Annotated in this window: 22 protein-coding genes and 10 tRNA genes; 12 read left to right on the plus strand and 20 right to left on the minus strand. The window is 41.8% G+C overall.

The genetic code is table 11. The features are described from left to right. Positions 1-15: 15 nt before the first annotated feature. The 3 genes from ybeY to miaB are packed head-to-tail and all read right to left on the minus strand — an operon-like array spanning position 16 to position 3,015. Positions 16-471, minus strand: a complete 456-nt coding sequence (gene ybeY, locus AADY36_RS05910; RefSeq protein ID WP_054551659.1) for an rRNA maturation RNase YbeY — start codon at positions 469-471, stop codon at positions 16-18. Beyond that, positions 468-1,520: a PhoH family protein gene (locus tag AADY36_RS05915; RefSeq protein WP_342408656.1), complete on the minus strand. Its 1,053-nt coding sequence runs from the start codon at positions 1,518-1,520 to the stop codon at positions 468-470. Before AADY36_RS05915 ends, ybeY begins: the two co-directional genes overlap by 4 nt. A gap of 49 nt (positions 1,521-1,569) precedes the next feature. Continuing rightward, positions 1,570-3,015 carry a tRNA (N6-isopentenyl adenosine(37)-C2)-methylthiotransferase MiaB gene (gene miaB, locus AADY36_RS05920; protein WP_054551657.1) on the minus strand — a complete coding sequence of 482 codons (1,446 nt, stop codon included), beginning with the start codon at positions 3,013-3,015 and terminating at the stop codon, positions 1,570-1,572. Positions 3,016-3,273: 258 nt separating this feature from the next. On the opposite strand from miaB, the gene AADY36_RS05925 reads away from it, so the two are divergent. Then, positions 3,274-4,443 carry an FAD-dependent oxidoreductase gene (locus tag AADY36_RS05925; protein WP_342408657.1) on the plus strand — a complete coding sequence of 390 codons (1,170 nt, stop codon included), beginning with the start codon at positions 3,274-3,276 and terminating at the stop codon, positions 4,441-4,443. Positions 4,444-4,604: 161 nt separating this feature from the next. Here AADY36_RS05925 and AADY36_RS05930 read toward each other — a convergent pair. The 17 genes from AADY36_RS05930 to lolB form a co-directional block, all read right to left on the minus strand. Then, positions 4,605-4,679: transfer RNA gene (locus tag AADY36_RS05930), tRNA-Gln, on the minus strand. A gap of 38 nt (positions 4,680-4,717) precedes the next feature. Further along, a tRNA-Leu gene (locus AADY36_RS05935) sits at positions 4,718-4,802 on the minus strand. A gap of 147 nt (positions 4,803-4,949) precedes the next feature. Beyond that, a tRNA-Gln gene (locus tag AADY36_RS05940) sits at positions 4,950-5,024 on the minus strand. A gap of 40 nt (positions 5,025-5,064) precedes the next feature. Next, positions 5,065-5,149, minus strand: a tRNA-Leu gene (locus AADY36_RS05945). 66 nt (positions 5,150-5,215) lie between these two features. Continuing rightward, positions 5,216-5,290 (minus strand) — tRNA-Gln (locus AADY36_RS05950). A gap of 40 nt (positions 5,291-5,330) precedes the next feature. Next, positions 5,331-5,415: transfer RNA gene (locus AADY36_RS05955), tRNA-Leu, on the minus strand. 87 nt (positions 5,416-5,502) lie between these two features. Further along, positions 5,503-5,579, minus strand: a tRNA-Met gene (locus tag AADY36_RS05960). 4 nt (positions 5,580-5,583) lie between these two features. Then, positions 5,584-5,658, minus strand: a tRNA-Gln gene (locus tag AADY36_RS05965). A 36-nt stretch (positions 5,659-5,694) separates the two neighbouring features. Then, positions 5,695-5,779, minus strand: a tRNA-Leu gene (locus tag AADY36_RS05970). 60 nt (positions 5,780-5,839) lie between these two features. After that, positions 5,840-5,916, minus strand: a tRNA-Met gene (locus AADY36_RS05975). Then, positions 5,907-6,155, minus strand: a complete 249-nt coding sequence (locus AADY36_RS05980) for a hypothetical protein (protein WP_342408658.1) — start codon at positions 6,153-6,155, stop codon at positions 5,907-5,909. The genes AADY36_RS05975 and AADY36_RS05980 overlap by 10 nt, the downstream gene beginning before the upstream one ends. 384 nt (positions 6,156-6,539) lie before the next feature. Beyond that, on the minus strand, positions 6,540-7,631 hold the full coding sequence (ychF, locus tag AADY36_RS05985; RefSeq protein WP_055022130.1) for a redox-regulated ATPase YchF: 1,092 nt from the start codon (positions 7,629-7,631) through the stop codon (positions 6,540-6,542). 34 nt (positions 7,632-7,665) lie between these two features. Continuing rightward, the gene (gene pth, locus AADY36_RS05990; protein WP_082401577.1) at positions 7,666-8,250 is read right to left on the minus strand and encodes an aminoacyl-tRNA hydrolase; all 585 of its coding nucleotides are present in this window, start codon (positions 8,248-8,250) and stop codon (positions 7,666-7,668) included. Positions 8,251-8,269: 19 nt separating this feature from the next. Then, entirely contained in the window at positions 8,270-8,881 is a 612-nt protein-coding gene (locus tag AADY36_RS05995; RefSeq protein ID WP_054551653.1) for a 50S ribosomal protein L25/general stress protein Ctc, read from the minus strand. 152 nt (positions 8,882-9,033) lie between these two features. Continuing rightward, positions 9,034-9,981 (minus strand): ribose-phosphate pyrophosphokinase, encoded by a 948-nt coding sequence (locus tag AADY36_RS06000; RefSeq protein ID WP_054551652.1) that lies wholly within the window; start codon positions 9,979-9,981, stop codon positions 9,034-9,036. Positions 9,982-10,060: 79 nt separating this feature from the next. Next, complete coding sequence (gene ispE, locus AADY36_RS06005) at positions 10,061-10,927, minus strand: 4-(cytidine 5'-diphospho)-2-C-methyl-D-erythritol kinase (RefSeq protein ID WP_054561816.1); 867 nt, start codon at positions 10,925-10,927, stop codon at positions 10,061-10,063. Between the two features lie 2 nt (positions 10,928-10,929). Then, positions 10,930-11,490, minus strand: a complete 561-nt coding sequence (gene lolB / locus AADY36_RS06010) for a lipoprotein insertase outer membrane protein LolB (protein WP_342408659.1) — start codon at positions 11,488-11,490, stop codon at positions 10,930-10,932. Between the two features lie 110 nt (positions 11,491-11,600). Here lolB and hemA point away from each other — a divergent pair, with 110 nt between their 5' ends. The 11 genes from hemA (at position 11,601) to AADY36_RS06065 (ending at position 21,876) form a co-directional block, all read left to right on the plus strand. Continuing rightward, positions 11,601-12,857 carry a glutamyl-tRNA reductase gene (gene hemA / locus AADY36_RS06015; protein ID WP_054561815.1) on the plus strand — a complete coding sequence of 419 codons (1,257 nt, stop codon included), beginning with the start codon at positions 11,601-11,603 and terminating at the stop codon, positions 12,855-12,857. Positions 12,858-12,864: 7 nt separating this feature from the next. Further along, positions 12,865-13,950 carry a peptide chain release factor 1 gene (gene prfA / locus AADY36_RS06020; protein WP_054551648.1) on the plus strand — a complete coding sequence of 362 codons (1,086 nt, stop codon included), beginning with the start codon at positions 12,865-12,867 and terminating at the stop codon, positions 13,948-13,950. Between the two features lie 2 nt (positions 13,951-13,952). Beyond that, the gene (prmC, locus tag AADY36_RS06025; protein WP_342408660.1) at positions 13,953-14,795 is read left to right on the plus strand and encodes a peptide chain release factor N(5)-glutamine methyltransferase; all 843 of its coding nucleotides are present in this window, start codon (positions 13,953-13,955) and stop codon (positions 14,793-14,795) included. Between the two features lie 45 nt (positions 14,796-14,840). Continuing rightward, positions 14,841-16,379, plus strand: a complete 1,539-nt coding sequence (locus AADY36_RS06030) for a DUF3369 domain-containing protein (protein ID WP_342408661.1) — start codon at positions 14,841-14,843, stop codon at positions 16,377-16,379. 21 nt (positions 16,380-16,400) lie between these two features. Beyond that, a complete protein-coding gene (locus tag AADY36_RS06035; protein WP_342408662.1) occupies positions 16,401-16,775 on the plus strand; it encodes a SirB2 family protein in 375 nt (124 codons plus the stop codon). A 132-nt stretch (positions 16,776-16,907) separates the two neighbouring features. After that, positions 16,908-17,735: a tetratricopeptide repeat protein gene (locus AADY36_RS06040; protein WP_054561811.1), complete on the plus strand. Its 828-nt coding sequence runs from the start codon at positions 16,908-16,910 to the stop codon at positions 17,733-17,735. A 15-nt stretch (positions 17,736-17,750) separates the two neighbouring features. Beyond that, a complete protein-coding gene (locus tag AADY36_RS06045) occupies positions 17,751-19,004 on the plus strand; it encodes a DUF819 family protein (RefSeq protein ID WP_054561810.1) in 1,254 nt (417 codons plus the stop codon). Positions 19,005-19,013: 9 nt separating this feature from the next. Continuing rightward, positions 19,014-19,868, plus strand: coding sequence for a 3-deoxy-8-phosphooctulonate synthase (gene kdsA / locus AADY36_RS06050; RefSeq protein ID WP_054561809.1), 855 nt, complete (start codon positions 19,014-19,016; stop codon positions 19,866-19,868). Positions 19,869-19,968: 100 nt separating this feature from the next. Continuing rightward, on the plus strand, positions 19,969-20,865 hold the full coding sequence (locus AADY36_RS06055; RefSeq protein ID WP_054561808.1) for a transcriptional regulator GcvA: 897 nt from the start codon (positions 19,969-19,971) through the stop codon (positions 20,863-20,865). Between the two features lies 1 nt (position 20,866). Further along, positions 20,867-21,511, plus strand: a complete 645-nt coding sequence (locus tag AADY36_RS06060) for an alpha/beta family hydrolase (RefSeq protein WP_342408663.1) — start codon at positions 20,867-20,869, stop codon at positions 21,509-21,511. Then, entirely contained in the window at positions 21,508-21,876 is a 369-nt protein-coding gene (locus AADY36_RS06065; RefSeq protein ID WP_054551639.1) for a DUF423 domain-containing protein, read from the plus strand. The genes AADY36_RS06060 and AADY36_RS06065 overlap by 4 nt, the downstream gene beginning before the upstream one ends. Positions 21,877-21,880: the final 4 nt, after the last annotated feature.

Genomic DNA, 21,880 nt, shown 5'->3' on the forward strand with positions numbered 1-21,880 from the left:
AATTGCTCCGTTAATTTAAATATCGTCTCGATATGGGTCAGCGATGTTCAGATCGGCAAGTAATTGCTTTTCAATGCTTTCCATTTCAAGTGCATCTTCGTCCTTTATATGGTCAAATCCAAGTAAATGCAAGCATCCATGGATAACCATATGGGCAAAATGGTCGTGAAAAGTTTTTTCTTGCTCAATTGATTCGGCTAAAACAATAGCCGGGCAAATGATTAAATCACCTACTAAAGGTAACTCAATGCCCGGTGGTGCTTCAAATGGAAAAGATAAGACATTAGTCGGTTTATCTTTGCCGCGGTAATCATTGTTGAGCTGCTGGCTTTGTGCTTCATCACTGATCACTATAGTCAGCTCTGCATCTTCACGGTAGTTGCTAAGGGCTTTGTCAGCCCATAGCTGGAATTGTTCAAAGCTTGGTAAGTCGTCAAACTCACAGGCTATTTGTAAATCTAATTCGGTCACGAGTTTGCTTCTTGTTGGTTTGCTTGTGCTTCTTTCAGACGTTGCTTCTCTGCACGTTTTAAACATTCTGCTTCATCGTTTCGCTCATAAGCTTCAACGATACGAGCAACAACCGGGTGGCGAACCACATCGTGTGATTGGAAGAAGTTAAAGCTAATTTCATCGACACCGTTTAATACTTCGATGGCATGACGTAGGCCTGAGCGGGCACCGCGCGGTAAATCGACTTGTGTAATATCACCCGTGATCACCGCTTTTGAATTAAAACCAATACGGGTTAAGAACATTTTCATTTGTTCTGCTGTGGTATTTTGGCTTTCATCGAGAATAATAAACGCGTCATTAAGCGTACGACCACGCATATAGGCAAGGGGCGCGACTTCAATCACATTTTTCTCAATTAGCTTTTCAACTCGTTCAAAACCCAGCATTTCAAATAATGCATCATATAAAGGGCGTAAATACGGGTCGATTTTTTGGCTTAAGTCACCCGGTAAAAAGCCTAGCTTTTCACCTGCTTCAACCGCAGGACGAGTTAACAAAATACGGCGAATTTCTTGACGCTCTAAGGCATCAACGGCTGCAGCAACCGCTAAATAAGTTTTACCTGTACCAGCAGGGCCAATACCAAAGGTAATATCGTGATGCAAAATATTTGCAACATACACGCCTTGATTATCATTGCGCGGTTTAATAACGCCACGGCGAGTTTTAATCACCATGTCTTTGCCATATACACCTGGGTTTTCATCTTGCTCTAGCGCATTTGATTCGCTAATTGCCAAATGTACGGCTTCAGGTTCAATCTCGCCAATCAGGCCGCGAATAGGTTGAGTTTCAATATAGAGGTTTTTTAGTATCTCAACAGCCGCAGCTGCAAGGTGCAGTTTACCGGTTACTCTGAAGAAATTATCACGGTGTGCAATCTCAACGCCAAGGCGGCGTTCAATTTGCTTAATGTTTTCGTCAAACGGACCACATAAAGATGAAAGGCGTTTGTTGTCGGCGGGTTCTAAATAAATCTCTAATGTTTTTAACTGATTACTCAAAATTGCTTCCTATTGATGGGTGCAGGCTGTGCCTGCACCAAGTGTCACCCTAAGGTACGAAAGTAGCAACGCCAATTTCGTTAGGGGCCGTAGCGGCCTCAGCTTCAGCAGCTTTATTTAAAATAGCTGAAGGTGCCACATCACGGCGTAAGTTCATTTCTGATTCTGTACGAATTAATTCACCACGTAAAGAGTTTGGCAATGCTTCTGTAATACGTACATCAACGAATTGACCGATCACTGAGTGAGGGCCTTCAAAGTTAACCACTCGGTTGTTCTCAGTACGGCCACGTAATTCCATTGGGTTCTTCTTAGAAGGACCTTCAACTAGGATACGCTGTTCGGTATCAAACATTTGGCGGCTGATTTGCTGCGCCATTTGCGTGATACGGTTTTGCAGAATGTATAAACGTTCTTTTTTCTCTTGCTCTGTTACGTCATCTGGTAAATCAGCAGCAGGCGTACCAGGGCGCGCACTGTAGATGAAGCTAAAGCTCATATCAAAGCCAATATCATTGATAAGGTTCATAGTTGCTTCAAAGTCCGCTTTACTTTCGCCAGGGAAACCAATGATGAAGTCTGAAGACATGCTTAGGTTAGGGCGAATTTTACGTAACTTACGAATCGTAGATTTGTACTCGAGTGCAGTGTGACCACGCTTCATAAGGTTAAGAACACGGTCTGAACCACTTTGCACTGGTAAGTGTAGGTGGTCAACAAGCTCAGGTACGTCTGCATACGCATCAATAATATCTGGCGTAAATTCTACAGGGTGCGATGTGGTGTAACGAATACGGTCAATACCGTCAATCGCAGCGACATAACGTAGTAGGTCAGAGAAGTAACAAATTTCACCGTCGTGAGTTTCACCGCGATACGCATTTACGTTTTGACCAAGTAGGTTTACTTCGCGAACACCTTGCTCTGCAAGTTGGGCAACTTCAAGTAAGACGTCATCAAGTGGGCGGCTTACTTCTTCACCACGCGTATAAGGAACTACGCAGAATGTACAGTATTTAGAACAACCTTCCATAATTGATACAAACGCAGTAGGGCCTTCCGCTTTTGGCTCAGGTAAACGATCGAACTTTTCAATCTCAGGGAATGAAACGTCAACTACCGAGCTGCTGTCGCCACTTTGCACTTGCTTAATCATTTCAGGTAAGCGGTGTAATGTTTGCGGGCCAAAGATTACGTCAACAAACGGCGCACGTTGACGAATTGAGTCACCTTCTTGCGATGCAACACAGCCACCAACACCAATGATTAACTCAGGTTTGTCGTCTTTTAATAGTTTCCAACGGCCAAGCTGATGGAATACTTTCTCTTGTGCCTTTTCACGGATTGAACAGGTATTGAGTAAGATCACGTCAGCGTCTTCAGCTTCTTCAGTTAACTGATAGCCGTTAGTCGCATCTAGTAGATCAGCCATTTTCTGAGAGTCGTACTCGTTCATCTGACAACCCCAGGTTTTAATATGCAGCTTTTTACTCATTGAAATATAGCCTCGTTTTCAATTCGGTAGTGACACAAAAATGTGTTAGAAACAGGATTAAGTGGCAAGTATGCCGACTTAAAGGACGCGTATTTTAGCTGGATACCCGCACAGATCCAAGTATAGTTTTTATCTTTGTGGTGTGAAATCAAACAAGTCACTGTTTTGAAATTCATAAGCAGTAAATGCACTGACACGCAATATTGAATTACGTTACAATTTATCCCGTATTTAAATAGCCAAATGAGCGAATATTAAATGAATAAAAATAAGGTAATTGTTGTCGGTGGCGGCATGGTAGGTGCTGCTACTGCTGTAAAACTGGCCAAGCAGGGTAGGGATGTCACCGTTATTGAAAAGCACCTTATCGATGCTGATCAAATTTTAAGCTCAGATAAGGTAGATATTCGCATTTCGGCTATTAATCGTTTTTCAGAGAATTTACTTGATGAGCTTGGTGCAATGCCGTTACTAAGACAAAATCGTATCGCACCCTATCAACAATTAGAGGCCTACCAGCAACAAGGCGAGAATTTATTGTTTGATAGCCATGAGATTGGCGAAACGCATTTAGGTCATTTAATCGAAAATAATTTAATTCAAGCAAGTCTTTGGCAGCAATTCGCCAAGTACAACATCGAAGTGATAGAGCAGTTATCTGCCATCACGGATATTACTCAAACGGCTGATTCAATCACCTTACATTATGGCGATACTCAATATACCGCTGATTTAGTTGTTGCTGCAGATGGTGGACAGTCACAATTGCGAACTAAAGCTGGTTTAGGTGTAACGGGTTGGCAATATGGCCAGCATTGCATGGGCGTGTTAATCAAATTAGATGCCCCACAGCAGGTAAAAACGTGGCAACAATTTACGCCAACCGGGCCTGTGGCGTTTCTACCGATGCAGGCGCCTTATGCTAATTTAATTTGTTATCACGATGCTGCAGTTTTAAAGCAGTGGCAAAAATTGTCGAATGAGCAACTCAAAGCAAAGTTCATTGACCATTTTCCTGAACTACCGGGTGACTTTGAATTACTTGAGCATGCTGTTTTTCCACTTGCACGCCAACATGCCAATGATTACTCGCACGGACGTTTAGTTTTGGTGGGTGATTCGGCGCACACAATTAACCCGCTCGCAGGGCAAGGTGTGAACCTAGGGTTTCAAGATGTTGTAGCACTGGCAGATATTTTGGCAGATCAACCTGATGTTGGTCAGCAAGCGTTATTAAAACGCTACGAGAAAAAACGCCGCCACGCTAATTTACTAATGATGAGTATGATGGATGCATGTTATTTTGGTTTTTCAAACGAGATTAAACCACTGAGCTGGGTGCGCAGTAAGTTTTTAAAGCTTGCTAATAACACAGGCCCTGCAAAGAACTGGGTTTTAAAGTATGCGATTAGCGGGACATTAAGTTAATCGTAAAAAATTAATTGTACAAAAGATAAAGAAGCGGGGTAATGAAAATTAGCCCGTTTTTTTTGTGCTAATTGTGCTAAAAATTACCGAATATACTTTGAGAAACTTGAAACTTGAAACTTGAAACTTGAAACTTGAAACTTGAAAGGGAAGTAAGTAGTTGGCTGGGATACCAGGATTTGAACCTGGGAATGGCAGGATCAAAACCTGCTGCCTTACCGCTTGGCGATATCCCAACGCTAAACTTGAAGAGTTTTAGTTCTACTTAAGAACATGGTGCGGAAGGAGAGACTTGAACTCTCACAACCGAAGTTACTGGAACCTAAATCCAGCGCGTCTACCAATTCCGCCACTCCCGCACATTGTGTGATGCAAGTGTATAGTAATGGAACCTAAATCCTGCGTCTAATCAAGACACCAGCCAATTCCGCCACTCCCGCATCAAAGTGTTTGCTAATTTAAACTCTTAGCGTGAGTTTTCTTATTCACTCTCTTGGTAGAGAAAGTGGCTGGGATACCAGGATTTGAACCTGGGAATGGCAGGATCAAAACCTGCTGCCTTACCGCTTGGCGATATCCCAACAAAGAATAAGTTGATAGTTTTGGTTCTTATCAAGAACATGGTGCGGAAGGAGAGACTTGAACTCTCACAACCGAAGTTACTGGAACCTAAATCCAGCGCGTCTACCAATTCCGCCACTCCCGCATCAAAGTGTTTGCTAATTTAAACTCTTAGCGTGAGTTATCTTATTCACTCTCTTGGTAGAGAAAGTGGCTGGGATACCAGGATTTGAACCTGGGAATGGCAGGATCAAAACCTGCTGCCTTACCGCTTGGCGATATCCCAACAAAGAATAAATTGATAGTTTTGGTTCTTATCAAGAACATGGTGCGGAAGGAGAGACTTGAACTCTCACAACCGAAGTTACTGGAACCTAAATCCAGCGCGTCTACCAATTCCGCCACTCCCGCATCATTCGTACTAAAAGTACTGGTAGTTATTTTAAACTCTTCATTGAGTGCAGCTTTAACTCCTGCAGAGCCATTCTAAAAGAAGAATGGTGGCTAAGACGGGATTTGAACCTGTGACCCCATCATTATGAGTGATGTGCTCTAACCAACTGAGCTACTTAGCCATCGTGGCTGGGATACCAGGATTTGAACCTGGGAATGGCAGGATCAAAACCTGCTGCCTTACCGCTTGGCGATATCCCAACAAAAGCTTGATAGTTTGAGTTCTTATCAAGAACATGGTGCGGAAGGAGAGACTTGAACTCTCACAACCGAAGTTACTGGAACCTAAATCCAGCGCGTCTACCAATTCCGCCACTCCCGCATCATTCGTACTTAAAGTACTGGTAGTTATTTTAAACTCTTCATTGAGCAACAAAAAGAATGGTGGCTAAGACGGGATTTGAACCTGTGACCCCATCATTATGAGTGATGTGCTCTAACCAACTGAGCTACTTAGCCATCTTTTTTGTTAGCACTTCATCGCTGAGTGCGGGGCGTATTATGCTGATATGACCTAAATCCGTCAACACCTTTTTTGCAAAAAAATGCTTATCAGTGTTTGTTTGCATTAAAATTAAGCTAAGTGGCGAAATTTCATTTAAATTGCTGTTTTTTTGACTGCAATTTATTAGTTTAATTCCCAAATGCATAATAAGAGTTTTAAAACGCACATTTAAAGTTGCTTGATTTTTATACAAAAATCAAGTTTCAAAATTAGTAAGTGTGTTTTTTTAACGTGTTTAACTGCAAAAAATGAAAAGCGAATGATTTTATACAGGCAAATTTGCGATTAATCGGCCTAGTTTTTACTTCTAAAATACCCACAATTTGCTAATCGAGCAGTCAATAGGTCGCAAAATTGCTAGCGAGTTTTTAAATCCCCTCTAATTGACAGTTGTTATCACTCATTTGCTTTCGACGTATTTATTAATACGATTTACTGTTAAGCATAAATAACACCGTACATCACTAAAAAGAACAAGCAGAGGTATTACTCACCATGCTTTAATGTTTTAGGAATATTTAGGCAATAAAAAAGGCTCGTAATAACGAGCCTTTTGTAATCGAATGAACGAATATGCTTATACGTTAAATAAGAAGTTCATCACATCGCCGTCTTTAACGATGTATTCTTTACCTTCTTGACGCATCTTACCAGCTTCTTTAGCACCGCTTTCGCCTTTAAACTCAATGTAGTCGTCAAATGCGATAGTTTGTGCACGGATAAAGCCACGCTCAAAGTCAGTGTGGATTTTACCCGCAGCTTGTGGTGCAGTCGCACCTACTGGGATTGTCCATGCACGTACTTCTTTAACGCCAGCAGTGAAGTAGGTTTGTAATTTAAGTAACTCGTAACCACCACGGATCACTAAGTTAAGACCTGGTTCTTCTAAACCTAGGTCAGCCATAAATTCTAGTTTATCTTCTTCTTCAAGTTCAGATAACTCAGATTCAATCGCTGCACATACTGGAATAACAACTGCGTCTTCTGCAGCGGCAATTTCACGTACTTTGTCTAGGTAAGGGTTATTTTCAAAACCATCTTCTGCCACGTTCGCAATGTACATGGTAGGTTTGATTGTTAAGAAGTTAAGTGGCTTAATTGCTGCTTTTTCTTCTTTTGTTAGTTCTAAAGAACGTAACGTTAAACCTTCATCTAAGTGTACTTTTACTTTTTCTAAAACAGCATTTTGCTCTTTAGCGTCTTTGTCGCCGCCTTTTGCTTTTTTAGCATTACGAACAATCGCTTTATCAGCACTGTCCATATCAGCAAGTACTAATTCAGTGTTAATTACATCGATATCATCAGCAGGGTCAATTGTGCCAGCAACGTGAACAATGTTTTCGTCTTCAAAACAACGAACAACGTGACCAATCGCATCTGTTTCACGAATGTTTGCTAGGAATTGGTTACCTAAACCTTCACCTTTCGATGCGCCTTTTACTAGACCGGCAATATCAACGAATTCCATCGTCGTTGGTAAAATACGCTGAGGATTTACGATAGCGGCTAAATCATTCAAGCGCGCATCAGGAACCGGTACCACACCCGTGTTAGGCTCAATGGTACAGAAAGGGAAGTTAGCGGCTTCAATACCCGCTTTAGTTAGTGCATTAAATAGAGTTGATTTACCAACGTTTGGCAAACCAACGATGCCACATTTAAAACCCATAGTAAGATACCTTGTGTAATTTCATTAAAACGGATTAAGGTTTAAATGAATGTAGTCTGTTTTGTGCTTTTAACACACCATCTTTTGCAAGTATTTCCATACAACGAACTGCTTCGTCAACGGCGGCATCCATTTTTTCTTGATCGTCTTTCGCGGCTTTACCTAGCACCCAGCCTGTTACCAATTCTCGGTGGCCTGGATGACCAATGCCTATGCGAAGGCGCATGAAATCTTTTTGGTTTGCCATTTTCGCAATAATATCTTTTAAACCATTGTGACCGCCGTGGCCGCCACCTTTTTTAAGTTTTGCAATCCCAGGATCTAAGTCCATTTCGTCATGAGCAACGAGAATGTTCTCAACAGGGATTTTAAAGAAATTAGCGAGACTACTCACCGCCTTACCACTTAAATTCATATAAGTTGTAGGGATCAGTAATTTAAATTCTTGGCCTTGAATAATCACTTTGCCGGTGAGGCCGTGATATTTAGGATCATGTTTGAGTGTGCAGTTATAACGTGCAGCCAGTTCTTCGATGAACCAAGCACCTGCATTATGGCGTGTGTTTGCGTATTCGGGGCCTGGATTAGCCAGGCCCACAAGCATTTGAATAGAATTCAAGGTGTTTACACCTTAAAAATTATTCTGCAGCGTCTTCTGAAGCTTCTTCTTCAGCTGGAGCTGCTTTGTTAGCTTTAACAGTAACAACTGACTGATCGTGATCAGCGCCTTTAGTTAGCTCAACAGATGAAACACCTGAAGGAAGTTTAAGGTCAGAAAGGTGGATTGAATCACCAGCTACTAAATCTGAAACGTTAACTTCAACGAACTCAGGAAGTGCTTTAGGAAGACACGTGATTTCGATTTCAGTTAATTGGTGAACAACAGTGTTACCAGCTTTAGTTACTTTCTCTTCACCGATGAAGTGTACAGGCACTTTAGTGTGAAGTTTGTGAGTAGCATCTACACGTTGGAAGTCTAAGTGAGTGATCTTAGGCTTGTACGGGTGACGTTGAATATCTTTAAGGATAGCTTCAACTGACTCGCCACCGATGTTTAAAGTAAGGATGTGCGTGTAGAAACCTTCGTCTTCTTGCGCTTTGATCATATCTTTGTGTGCAAGAACGATTGATGCAGCTTCTTTGTCAGCACCGTAAAGGATTGCAGGAACTTTATCTTCACGGCGTAGGCGGCGGCTCGCACCAGTACCTGTTTCTGTACGTAATTCTGCATTGTATGTGTAAGTTGACATAATGTCTCCAATAATTAATAGTCTTAGGGCCTTTGCGACCAAGGTCCCCAGCCAAAAGGCGCGCTATCATACCACCCCTTTCGGGGAAAATAAATAACGACTACAAAAAAAGCACCTAGACGGTGCTTTTTTTAGTATTGCAGTAATGTTGATTAGTGTTCAAACATCGCTGAAATAGATTCTTCGTTGCTGATACGACGGATTGTTTCAGCAAGCATATCTGCAAGTGTAAGCACTTTGATTTTATCAATTGCTTTAAGCTCATCAGATAGTGTGATTGAGTCAGTTACGATAACTTCGTCAATGACTGAGTTACGAATGTTCTCAGCTGCATTACCTGAAAGTACTGGGTGAGTAGCGTAAGCAAATACGCGTTTTGCACCGTGTTCTTTAAGCGCTGCTGCTGCTTTACATAAAGTGCCACCGGTATCGATCATGTCATCAACGATGATACAGTCACGACCTTCAACGTCACCAATAATGTGCATTACTTGTGAAACGTTTGCTTGTGGACGACGCTTGTCGATAATTGCAAGGTCTGTGTCGTTTAATAGCTTAGCGATTGCACGAGCACGAACAACACCACCGATATCAGGAGAAACAACAACAACGTCATCGAAGTCGCGTTCTTTCATATCTTCAAGTAGAACTGGGCTACCAAATACGTTATCAACTGGTACGTCGAAGAAACCTTGGATTTGTTCAGCGTGTAAATCAACCGTTAGAACGCGGTCAACACCAACACTTGAAAGGAAATCTGCAACTACTTTAGCTGTAATTGGTACACGAGCAGAACGCACGCGGCGGTCTTGACGTGAATAACCAAAGTAAGGGATAACGGCTGTAATACGTCCAGCAGACGCACGACGTAGGGCATCAACCATAACGATAAGCTCCATTAAGTTATCGTTAGTAGGGTTACAGGTTGATTGGACAATGAAAACGTCAGAGCCACGAACATTTTCATTAATTTGAACACTGATCTCACCGTCACTAAAACGGCCAACAACAGCATCGCCTAATTCAATATACAAACGTTTTGCAACTTTTTGAGCTAGCTCAGGTGTTGCGTTACCAGCGAAGAGCTTCATGTCAGGCACGGTAGGGTTCCTCAGGCACTGAATTTTGGGACTAACAGGCTATGGTAGGCACCAAAGCAGGTTAACATTTACTTGTACGTTACTTCATTTCAAAGTGAGCATTTAATGCTGTATGAGCAGGAGAAAGTGTAGCACTACTTGCAACAAAACCTGTCCATTTTTCTGGTAATTGAGCTAAAACTTGTTGTGCTTGTGCCTCGGTTGAAAACTCAGCAAAGCAGCAAGCGCCTGTACCAGTCATCTTTGACGGGGCGTATTTTAGCAACCACTGCAGGGCTTTTTCAACCTCGGGGCAGAGCTTTTTAACTAAAGCCTCACAATCATTGCCTAAATTTTCTGTTTGCCAGTCTGCTTTTAGCTTAGGTGTGTCGCGCTTTAAATCTGGGTGGGTAAAAATTTTCGCGGTGCTCACATGCTGCCCTGGATGCACCACACAGAACCAACTTTGCGGTAATTCAACATTTTCTAGTTGCTCGCCAATCCCATGCGCAATGGCAGTGTGACCATTTATAAATACCGGTACATCAGCGCCTAATTTCACCCCAAGCTCTGCTAATTCTGTAAGTGATAAATCACAGCCCCATAGTTTATTAAGAGCAAGTAGGGTAGTGGCGGCATCAGATGAGCCGCCGCCTACACCACCGCCCATTGGCAAACGTTTTAATAGCTTTATTGAAGCGCCTTGTTGGCAATTACAGTGTTGTTGTAATAAACGGGCTGCTTTATATATAAGGTTATCTGCAAGCTCAATACCGTTTGTATCACCGGTTACAGAAATACCTGGCTCGTTGTTGACAGTAAATGTTAAGTCATCACCAAACTCTAAAAAGGTAAATAAGGTTTCGAGTTCATGGTAGCCATCTTCACGGCGACCATTTATATGAAGGAATAAATTAAGTTTTGCAGGTGCTATTAAAGTTAGCGGGGCGGTTGAAGCGTGTGTCATGATTAATTTAACTGCCAATCATTAAGTTGAATTTTAATACGAATTTTATTGTTTTTAAGGCTTAGCTTAACAGGAAGCCAATAACCATCTTGTTTGATGTAGTCTGAATAGGTTATTTGCCACTGTTGACCATTGTGAGCTTGCCAAATAAGACTTTTTAAACGGCCTTGCTCATCATAGCTTGCTTGGTCGTTCTCGACGGTGCCTTTTAGCCATTTTGCGGCATTATCTAATGGGATTGAAAAACCGGTTAAACGATATAACAACATTGGGGCATCACGGTCGGTATACACATTGTCGTCATACTCAAGTTCAGCACCTTGTGCATTTTGTTTTAAAGACAAAATGCGGGTACCAATAAAACTGGTAAGTACCATGTCACTGTATTGCTCATCATGTTGCCAATTTAAATTGGCTGACTGGCGCTGCTTTGTACTAATAAATGCCATTTTGCCTTGCACTTGCCATTGAGCTTGTTGTTCTAATCGGCTTTTCCAGTCAGGATAAATGTAATCAACAGTTGAAATTTTTTGCGCACAACCGCCGATAAATAAAAAAAACATGAATAAAATCAAATATTGTTTAATCAAATGTCGTTCCTTACTTTCCATATTCCGCTGATTTTTGGTAAAATTAATGCCTTTACAGCTGGGCTTAGCAATATTTGGTACATATGACCATCGTAGCACTTGGTATAAATCACAAAACCGCATCCGTAGAATTACGCGAAAAAGTCGCGTTTTCGCCTGAGCAAATGTCTGAGGCGTTACAGCAATTAAGTGGTCATGCGCATTTTAATGAAGCGGTTATCGTTTCGACCTGCAACCGAACTGAAATCTATTGTAGCCTTGCCGAGCGTAATTCCCAAACCTTGTTGCGCTGGTTAGCCAGTTTCCATGGTTTGGATGAACAAGAACTGAGCAATAATATCTATTATCATGAAGATCACGAAGCAATTAATCACTTAATGCGGGTGTCTTGTGGTCTAGATTCGTTAGTACTCGGCGAGCCGCAAATTTTAGGGCAAATAAAACAAGCCTACCATAATGCAAAAACTCACGATGCCATTGGTGTAACCTTTGACCGCTTGTTTCAAAAAACATTTTCTGTGGCAAAACAAGTTCGTACCGAAACTGACATCGGTGCCAGCGCCGTATCTGTTGCGTATGCTGCGGTAAATCTTGCGAAACATATTTACGGTAAACTAGATAAAACCAATGTACTGCTAATTGGTGCAGGTGAGACGATTGAATTAGTTGCTAAGCACTTATACCAAAACGATCCGCAAAAAATAACGGTGGCAAACCGTACTATTGAACGCGCTAAAACCTTAGCCAGTGAAGTTAACGCGGATGTGATTGCACTTGCCCAGTTACCTGAGCGTTTACACGACGCCGATATTGTTATTAGTTCAACCGCCAGTACCTTGCCTATTATTGGTAAAGGGGTGGTAGAACAGGCGTTGAAAAAGCGCCGCCACAAACCAATGTTATTTATCGATATTGCGGTACCGCGTGATATCGAAAGCCAAGTAGGCGAATTAGATGCTGCCTATTTGTATTCAGTTGATGACTTACAAGCCATAGTAAGCGAGAATATCGCCGCCCGTGAGCAGGCTGCGGAGCAAGCGCAAGCTATTATTCGCTCACGTACCGATGAATTTGCTATGTGGTTGCGTTCACTCGATTCGGTGGATCTTATTCGCCATTATCGCAACGATGTACAAGATATAAAGTCAGAACTTGTCGAAAAAGCCCTTGGCCAGCTACAAGCAGGTAAAGAGGCAGAAAAAGTAATACTCGAGTTGGCAAACAAACTGACCAACCGCTTGATGCACGCACCTACCCGTGCCATTCAAGATGCTGCTAAAAAAGGTGAAGCAGCGGAGTTAAGCCAATTAAAGAAAATGTTAGGTATTGATCAGGAATAGTCGTTAAATGAAAGAGTCTGTTTATAGAAAATTAGAAACCTTAGTTGAGCGTTATGAGGAAGTGCAAGCGCTACTAAGCGACCCCTCTGTGATCAGCGACCAAAATCGCTTTCGTGCCTTATCTAAAGAATACTCAGAATTAGAAGAAATCGTAAAAGCATTTTTAGCGTACCAACAAGCACAAGATGATGTTGCTACAGCTGAAGAAATGTTAAAAGACTCTGATCCTGATATGCGTGAAATGGCGCAAGAAGAATACAAAGAAGCAAAAGCACAAATTATTGCATTAGAAGATGAAATCCAAATTCTAATGTTACCAAAAGACCCTAAAGACAATAATAACGTTTATTTAGAGGTTCGTGCCGGTACCGGTGGTGATGAAGCTGCTATTTTCGCAGGTGACTTATTCCGTATGTACAGCCGCTACGCTGAAACTAAAAAGTGGAAAGTAGAAGTAGTAAGTACTAACGAAGGTGAGCACGGCGGTTATAAAGAAGTCATTGCGCATATCTCTGGCGAAGGCGTGTATGGTCAGCTTAAGTTTGAATCAGGTGCGCACCGTGTACAACGTGTTCCAGAGACAGAATCGCAAGGCCGTGTTCATACTTCAGCTTGTACTGTAGCCGTTATGGCAGAAATTCCTGAAGCGGAAGCAATTGAAATTAACCCTGCTGATATTAAAGTCGATACCTTCCGTGCATCGGGTGCCGGTGGTCAGCACGTAAATAAAACTGACTCAGCAATCCGTATTACACACATTCCAACGGGTGTGGTTGTAGAGTGTCAGGATGAGCGTTCACAGCATAAAAACCGTGCCAAAGCGATGTCTGTACTAGGTGCACGTTTACAACAAGCTGAAGATGAAAAGCGTCAAGCGGCTGAAGCGTCAGAACGTCGTAACTTAGTAGGTAGTGGTGACCGCTCTGAGCGTATTCGTACTTATAACTACCCGCAAGGTCGTATTACCGATCACCGTATTAATTTAACACTTTATCGTTTGAATGAAGTGGTTGCCGGTGATTTAGGAAGTGTTATCGAACCTCTAATGCAAGAACACCAAGCTGACTTACTTGCTGCGATGGGCGATGAATAATCGTGCCACAAAGCATTGAACAAGCAATTGTTGCTGCAACGGCGTTATTAACGCCTAGCAGCGACAGTGCTAAGTTAGACGCACAAGTCCTGTTATTATCCATTCTTGATAAACCTCGCAGTTATTTATTTACCTGGCCCGAAAAACAACTTACCGAACAGCAACAAATTGACTTTGAACAAGCATGTCAGCGTCGTTTAAATGGTGAACCAGTTGCTCATATTGTTGGTTTTCGTGAATTTTGGAGTCTTCCTTTAAAGGTTAATCCAACAACTCTGATCCCAAGACCTGATACCGAAACATTAGTTGAATATGCTTTAGGCCTTGAGCTTCCTACTGCTGCAAACGTGCTTGACTTAGGCACTGGCACAGGGGCAATTGCCTTGGCATTAGCCAGTGAAATGCCTAATTGGCAGGTGACAGGGGTTGATAGAGTGGCTGATGCAGTTGAGCTTGCCGAAGAGAACAAACAACGACTCAATATTAACAACGCCACTTTTGCGTTAAGCAATTGGTTTAGTGCAGTAAGTACACAAAAGTTTGACCTAATTGTTAGCAACCCACCGTATATTGAACATGATGATGAGCACTTAAGCCAAGGTGATGTTCGCTTTGAACCGCTCTCTGCATTAGTTGCAGATGACGACGGTATGGCTGATATTAAACAAATTATTACTATCGCACGTGACTATTTAGCAACAAATGGCTATCTTTTAATTGAACATGGCTACAAACAAAGTGTGAAGGTACAAGAATTTTTTGCACAAATGTCGTATAGCCATATACTTACAATTAAAGATCTTGGCGGTAATGACCGTGTAACGTTAGCACAATGGCCTAAATAACAATTAAGTGCACTGTGCGTACATAGCCTTTGAGGATCCCATAGAATGGATGATTTTTTGTTTTCGGATGAAGCACTTGATGAAGTAAATGAGGTGGTTCAGGGTAGTTGGAAAGTCATCGTCGTTGATGACGAGCCAGAAGTACATGCCGTAACAAAGCTTGCGTTGAGTGACTTTGAATTTCAAGATAAACGTTTAGAGTTTATCAGCGCCTATTCGGGTGAAGAAGCCAAGCAGGTTATTCAACAGCACCCAGATGCTGCTATCGTGCTACTCGATGTGGTTATGGAAACCGATGATGCAGGTCTCAAAGTTGCTAAGTTCATTCGCGAAACCGCAAAAAATAATCACATTCGTATCATTCTTCGTACAGGTCAGCCTGGGCAAGCGCCAGAGCGTCAAGTTATCGTTAATTACGATATCAATGACTACAAATCAAAAACTGAACTAACAGCACAAAAACTATTCACTGTGGTGATGTCGAGCTTACGTTCTTACCGTGACATTTTATCGATTGAGCAATCTCGCCAAGGCCTTGAAAAAATTATTAAAGCATCTCGTAATATTTTCTCGACTCATTCACTAGAAAGCTTTATTGAAGGGGTGATGCAGCAACTTACCTCATTGCTAGGTACTGTTGATCAAGCTATGTATGCAACAAGTTTAGTTGCCAGTAACCCGCAAGATAACCAAAAGAAGCTTGTGGTGTTTTCAGGGCGAGGTGAGTTTGAACGCAGTGAAGGCAAGGCGATTGAAGAAGTGCTTGATGAGGAGCAGTTACAAGCCTGCCAACAAGCACTGAGCGAAAAAACCATCGTCTACCGTGAAAACTATTTATTTGCTTATTGCTGTAGTGAATGTAATCACAACTCGATGTTATTTATTTCCGGTATCCCTAAGCATTTAACCGACACTCAGCGTCATTTGATTGAAATTTTCTCGCAAAATGTACAGCTGGCGTATGAAAATGTGCAGCTACAATCTGAAATTGAAGCAACACAGCAAGAGTTAGTATTTAGACTTAGTGAAGCATTAGAGCAACGTTCAACAGAAACAGGTAATCATGTAAAACGTGTATCGCACATTTGTTATGAACTTGCCATGGGCTATGGTCTATCAAAACGCGAAGCAGAGCTTATTCGCTTAGCTGCGCCACTGCATGATGTGGGTAAAGTGGGTATTCCTGATGCTATCTTAAATAAGCCTGGGCCTTTAACCGACGAAGAGTGGGGCATCATGCAACAGCATGCTGAAAAAGGTCATTTAATTTTAAAAGGCTCAAATCGTGACATTGTTAATACTGGGGCGATTATTGCGTTATCGCACCATGAGCGTTGGGATGGTTCAGGCTATCCGAAAGGTCTAAAAGGTGATGACATTCCAATTGCTGGTCGCATTGTGGCTTTAGCTGATGTTTTTGATGCACTGCGCCATAAGCGTTGTTATAAAGAGCCGTGGTCACTAGACGATGTTGTGAAAGAAATTAATGCGCAACAGGGTAAACAATTTGATCCTAAGCTAATCGAAGTGTTTAATCAGCGTGTTAAAGAAATAGAAGACGTACTTGTACGTTATCCAGATTAATTAAAATAAAATTAGGGGCATATGGATTATTTAGCAGTAAAACATACTCACATGTTGTTTGCCGTGTTGAGTATTATCTTATTTTACGTTCGTTCTTTTTCACGCTTAAAGACGGGCGCTCTGGCAAAAAATAAAGTGGTGTTTATTGGCAGCCACAGTATCGACACCTTATTACTTGTTTCTGCCGTGGCATTGATTGTAATGGCAGGTTTTAACCCACTTGAACAATCTTGGTTATTAGAAAAGATAATCTTAGTGGTTGCTTATATTGTGCTAGGTATTGTTGCAGCTAAGCAAAGCGCACAAGGCGCGAAGGTTGTATTACTTGCTATAACCACGATTATTTTATTAGCAATTGGTTATTTAGCGTCTGCTAAAACAGCACTTCTTTTATAACAAATCTCTAGGCGGTATTTGATGGCATAGGCTGTCGTACCGCTTTTTTATATCTCATCGCTCAGTATTGGTAACTTAGGGCAAAAGTAGGTAAACTAGCTGTTCGTTTTTGAAAGAGATGTAGCAGTATAAATGACCACCCCTTGGTTTGAAGATCAAAATGAATCCTATCAAGATGAGGCCTTTGACGCATTTTCTTCTAAAGTGCTTTATCGTTGTATCGACGCCGAATTAAAGTGGGATCAACAAGCTGATTTAACAGCCTGTTATGACACTCTTAATGAGCTTGAAAATACGGTAACAGCTCTTTGCGCTGAATTAAAAGAGCCACATGAGCGTCTCGATAAGTTACTTGATACCTTTTATCAGCAATGGCTGTTTAGCTCATCAAGCTTAAAAGTGCCTGAGTATACGTTAAATAGTTTTAGCTATACCATTACCATGCGCAGTGGCACACAAACCACGCTGGCAATTTTACTTTGCCATTTATTACAGCATGCTGAACTTGATGCCACAGTCACGCTTAGTCAGGGAGACGTGCATGTTCACGTTGGGATGAGTGATGAAGAGGGTTATTTAATTGAGCCAAGCACAGGTCAGCAGAGTTGGTACATAACACCAGAGAATGCTTGTGAAGAAAATGGCGATGAGCAAGAACCGCTGGAACTGATTTTTGAAGAAGAGCTTTATAAGCTGTATCTAGCTCAACAAAAATGGTCGTTTATCAGCGAAAGTAAATTTGGCCATGCTTTGCATTGTGTGGAAATGCTGATGGAATTACTTGGTGATGATCCGTACGAGCGTCGTGACCGCGGCTATTTACTTAATCAGCTAGATTGCCCAAAAATGGCACGGGATGATTTGCAGTACTTTGTCAATGAGTGCCCAGATGATCCTGCTATCGAAGTTATTCAGCATCAAATTGCTGAAATAGAAGACAACAATAATACACACCACTAATTTAAAGGAACATTTATGACTGACGCCCACAGTGCGCTAATTACCAATGACGCAGTCGTACTTGGTTTGCTTGCCGTTATTTTGGGGTTTATTTTTAAAACCTCGCACAGTAATAATGCTGCCTGCCAAAAATTTTATAAATATGTACCGGCATTATTGCTTTGCTACTTTTTACCATCATTACTCAATACCTTTGGGATTGTTGATGGTCATTCTTCAAATGTATATTTTGTGGCGTCGCGCTATTTACTACCAGCTTGCTTAATATTGCTTACAATTAGTATTGATTTAAAAGCGATTTTAAACCTTGGGCCAAAAGCATTAATCATGTTTTTAACAGGCACCATGGGTATTGTTATCGGTGGCCCACTGGCTATCTTAGTGATGAGCGCCGTTTACCCAGAGGCTGTGGGTGGTCATGGCCCTGACGCTGTTTGGCGTGGTATGACGACCATTGCCGGCAGCTGGATTGGTGGCGGCGCAAACCAAGCTTCAATGAAAGAAATGTTTGAAGTAGGCGGCGATATCTTCTCTGCAATGGTGACTGTTGATGTGATAGTAGCTAACTTATGGATGGCTGTACTGTTATTAATGGCAGCAAACCATAAGGCGATTGATGCTAAAACAGGCGCAGATACGCGTGCAATTGAAGATTTAAAAGAGCGCGTAGAAAAGTATCATGCTGAGCATGCGCGCATGCCAACTCTAAATGATTATATGACGATTATTGCTATTGCCTTTGGTATTACAGGCCTTGCACATTTTTGTGCAGACTTTTTAGGTCCGTTTTTTGGGGCTAACTTCCCATGGGCACAAGAGTATAGTTTAAACAGTAAATTCTTTTGGTTAATTGTTATCTCTACCACAATTGGTATTAGTTTATCGTTTACTAAAGTTCGCCATATTGAAGCTTTTGGTGCGTCAAAAGTAGCATCAAGCTTTTTATATATCCTTGTTGCTTCAATTGGCTTACACATGAATATTACCGCGATTTTTGACTCGCCAATGTACTTTGTACTCGGTGCGATTTGGATGATTACCCATGCAAGCTTAATGCTTATTGTGGCGAAATTAATTAAAGCTCCACTGTTTTACATGGCAGTAGGCTCTCAAGCCAATGTAGGCGGCGCGGCATCAGCACCTGTTGTTGCATCAGCTTTCCACCCATCGCTTGCGCCAGTAGGTGTTTTACTTGCTGTTTTAGGCTATGGTGTTGGTACCTACATGGCTTATATTTGTGGATTAATGCTACAAGCTGTTGCACCTTAAGGAATAGAAATGAACAACCAGTTAATTAAAATTAACGAGATTGAATTAGCCAACGACAAACCATTTGTATTGTTTGGTGGTATGAACGTACTTGAATCACGTGATTTAGCGATGCGTATTGCGGAGCATTACGTAGAAGTAACATCAAAGCTAAACATTCCATACGTTTTTAAAGCCTCTTTTGATAAAGCTAATCGCTCTTCAATTAACTCATACCGTGGCCCGGGCATGGAAGAAGGTTTAAAAATCTTTGAAGAAATTAAATCTACTTTTAATGTGCCACTTATCACCGACGTACATGAGCCGCATCAAGCTGCTCCTGTAGCTGAAGTGGTTGATGTAATTCAGTTACCGGCATTCCTAGCTCGTCAAACTGACCTAGTTGTTGCTATGGCAAAAACGGGTGCCATCATCAACGTGAAAAAACCACAGTTTTTAGCACCACACGAAATGCGTCATATCATTAAAAAGTTTAATGAAGCGGGCAACAACAATGTTGCACTGTGTGAGCGTGGTACTAGCTTTGGTTATAACAACCTTGTGGTTGATATGCTTGGTATGGATGATATGAAACCTATGGCGCCGGTAATCTTTGATGCAACTCACGCATTACAACGCCCAGGTGGCCGAGCTGACTCTGCGGATGGTCGTCGTGCTCAAGCTGCAGAACTTGCTCGCAGTGGTATGGCATTAGGCATTGCGGGTTTATTTATTGAAGCGCATCCTAATCCGAATGAAGCAAAATGTGATGGTCCATGTGCACTTGCACTAAGCAAGCTAGAAGGTTATTTATCGCAAATGAAAGCGGTTGATGACTTAGTTAAAAGCTTTGCACCACTCGATACCAGCGCAAGCGATTTATAATTTAAGTATATAAGTATGAATAAGGCGACCATGGTCGCCTTTTTTTATTTGTATCGCTATAATCGATGCATAAGAAAAACTAATTCTAAGTTTGGTGTTTATGTCTCGTCGTTTACCTCCTTTAAATGCACTAAAAGCATTCGAAGCCGCTGCCCGCCATTTGAGCTTTACCAAAGCAGCAGAAGAGCTATATGTAACGCAGGCCGCGGTGAGCCACCAAATTAAAACCCTTGAAGAGCATTTAGGTTTAAAGCTGTTTTTACGTAAAAATCGTTCTTTGCTTTTAACTGAAGAAGGGCAAGGCTACTTTTTAGATATTAAAGAAATTTTTACCCAGCTGATCGATGCCACTGAAAAACTACTTGCCCGAGGTGCAAAAGGGTCATTAACGGTAAGTTTAACGCCAAGCTTTGCGATTCAATGGTTAGTACCCAGACTTAGTTTATTTAATGAATTACATCCAGAAATCGACGTGCGAATTAAAGCGCAAGATCAGGATGAAAATTCACTTTCTGACGATGTTGATATTGCTATTTACTACGGCCGTGGTCACTGGAGCGGGGTGCAGACATATAAGCTCCACACTGAATATCTAGTGCCTTTATGTAGCCCATTGTTGTTAACGGGCCCTAAGCCGCTTAATCAACCCAGTGATTTAGCAAATCATACCTTATTGCATGATACCACCCGTAAAAATTGGAAAACCTGGATGAAAACGGCAGGTGTACGTAATGTACAAGTTAACCAAGGGCCGATTTTTAGTCACTCATCGATGGTATTGCAAGCAGCGGTTCATGGGCAGGGGGTTGCAATTGGTAATAGCGTTTTAGCAAAACCTGATATTGATGCGGGCCGACTCGTCATTCCATTTAGTCACTCATTAGAAAGTAAAAATGCTTATTATTTAGTGATCCGCGAATCGCAAACAGAGCTTGGTAAAATAGTCTCTTTCAAAGACTGGATGCTGAGTTTAGTTGAGCAAGAACAAGAGTATTAACATGTTACAGTGGTTTAAAAGTGCAACGGGCAAGGCGCGTGCACAATTTATATTTGCCCATGGTGCAGGGGCAGGCAGTGATTCTGAGTTTATGCAAACAATGGCTAACTTGATTAGTCAGCATGATATTGATGTAGCGCTGTTTGATTTTCAGTATATGCAAATTGCAAAAGAAACAGGCAAGCGTAGACCTCCCGAGCGTGCTCCTAAGTTACTTGCCTACTTTAGTGAAGTTTTAGCCGAGCGCCAGCCAGATTTACCGCTATTTATTGGGGGGAAATCTATGGGTGGGCGTATGGCTTCTATGCTCTGTGCCGAGCAGGACCAAGCTCAAATTGCTGGCGTGGTTGCTTTTGGCTATCCGTTTCACCCACCGGGTAAACCCGAAAAACTTCGCATAGACCATTTTGTTGATATGCCATGCCCTTTTTTAGTCCTGCAAGGTGAGCGTGATACGTTTGGGAATCAGCAAGAACTCGCTGAGCTTGAAATGGTTAATCCGCCAGAGATTAAATTTCTCAAAGATGGTGACCACTCATTAAAACCTCGTAAAAAAAGTGGCATTACAGAACAAGAAAACTTACAGCAAGCTGCAGATTATGCAGCGCAGTTTATTATGAATTTAGCGGCTGGAGATGCGCAATGATCAAACTATATTTAATGATTGGTAGCTTATTTTGCATGCTTTCGGTAATGCTTGGCGCATTTGCTGCTCATGGTTTAAAAAGCCGTGTTTCTGAGTATGCGATTGGAATTTTTAAAACCGCCGCTGAATACCAAATGGTGCATGGCCTTGCATTGATAGCAATTGCTATCTTAATTAAGTGGGGCATGAACTTAAGCTGGGCTGGTGGATTTTTTATCGCAGGTACCGTGTTATTTAGCGGTAGTTTGTATTTACTCGCACTAACGGGCATGAAGTGGCTTGGGCCTATCACCCCAATTGGCGGTGTTTGTTTTATTATTGGTTGGGCTATTTTGTTAGTTCAAGCAGCACGATATAAGTTTTAAGGGT

Origin of the sequence: Pseudoalteromonas sp. D15MCD-2, from assembly GCF_038562745.1 — a bacterium.
Lineage (GTDB): Bacteria > Pseudomonadota > Gammaproteobacteria > Enterobacterales > Alteromonadaceae > Pseudoalteromonas.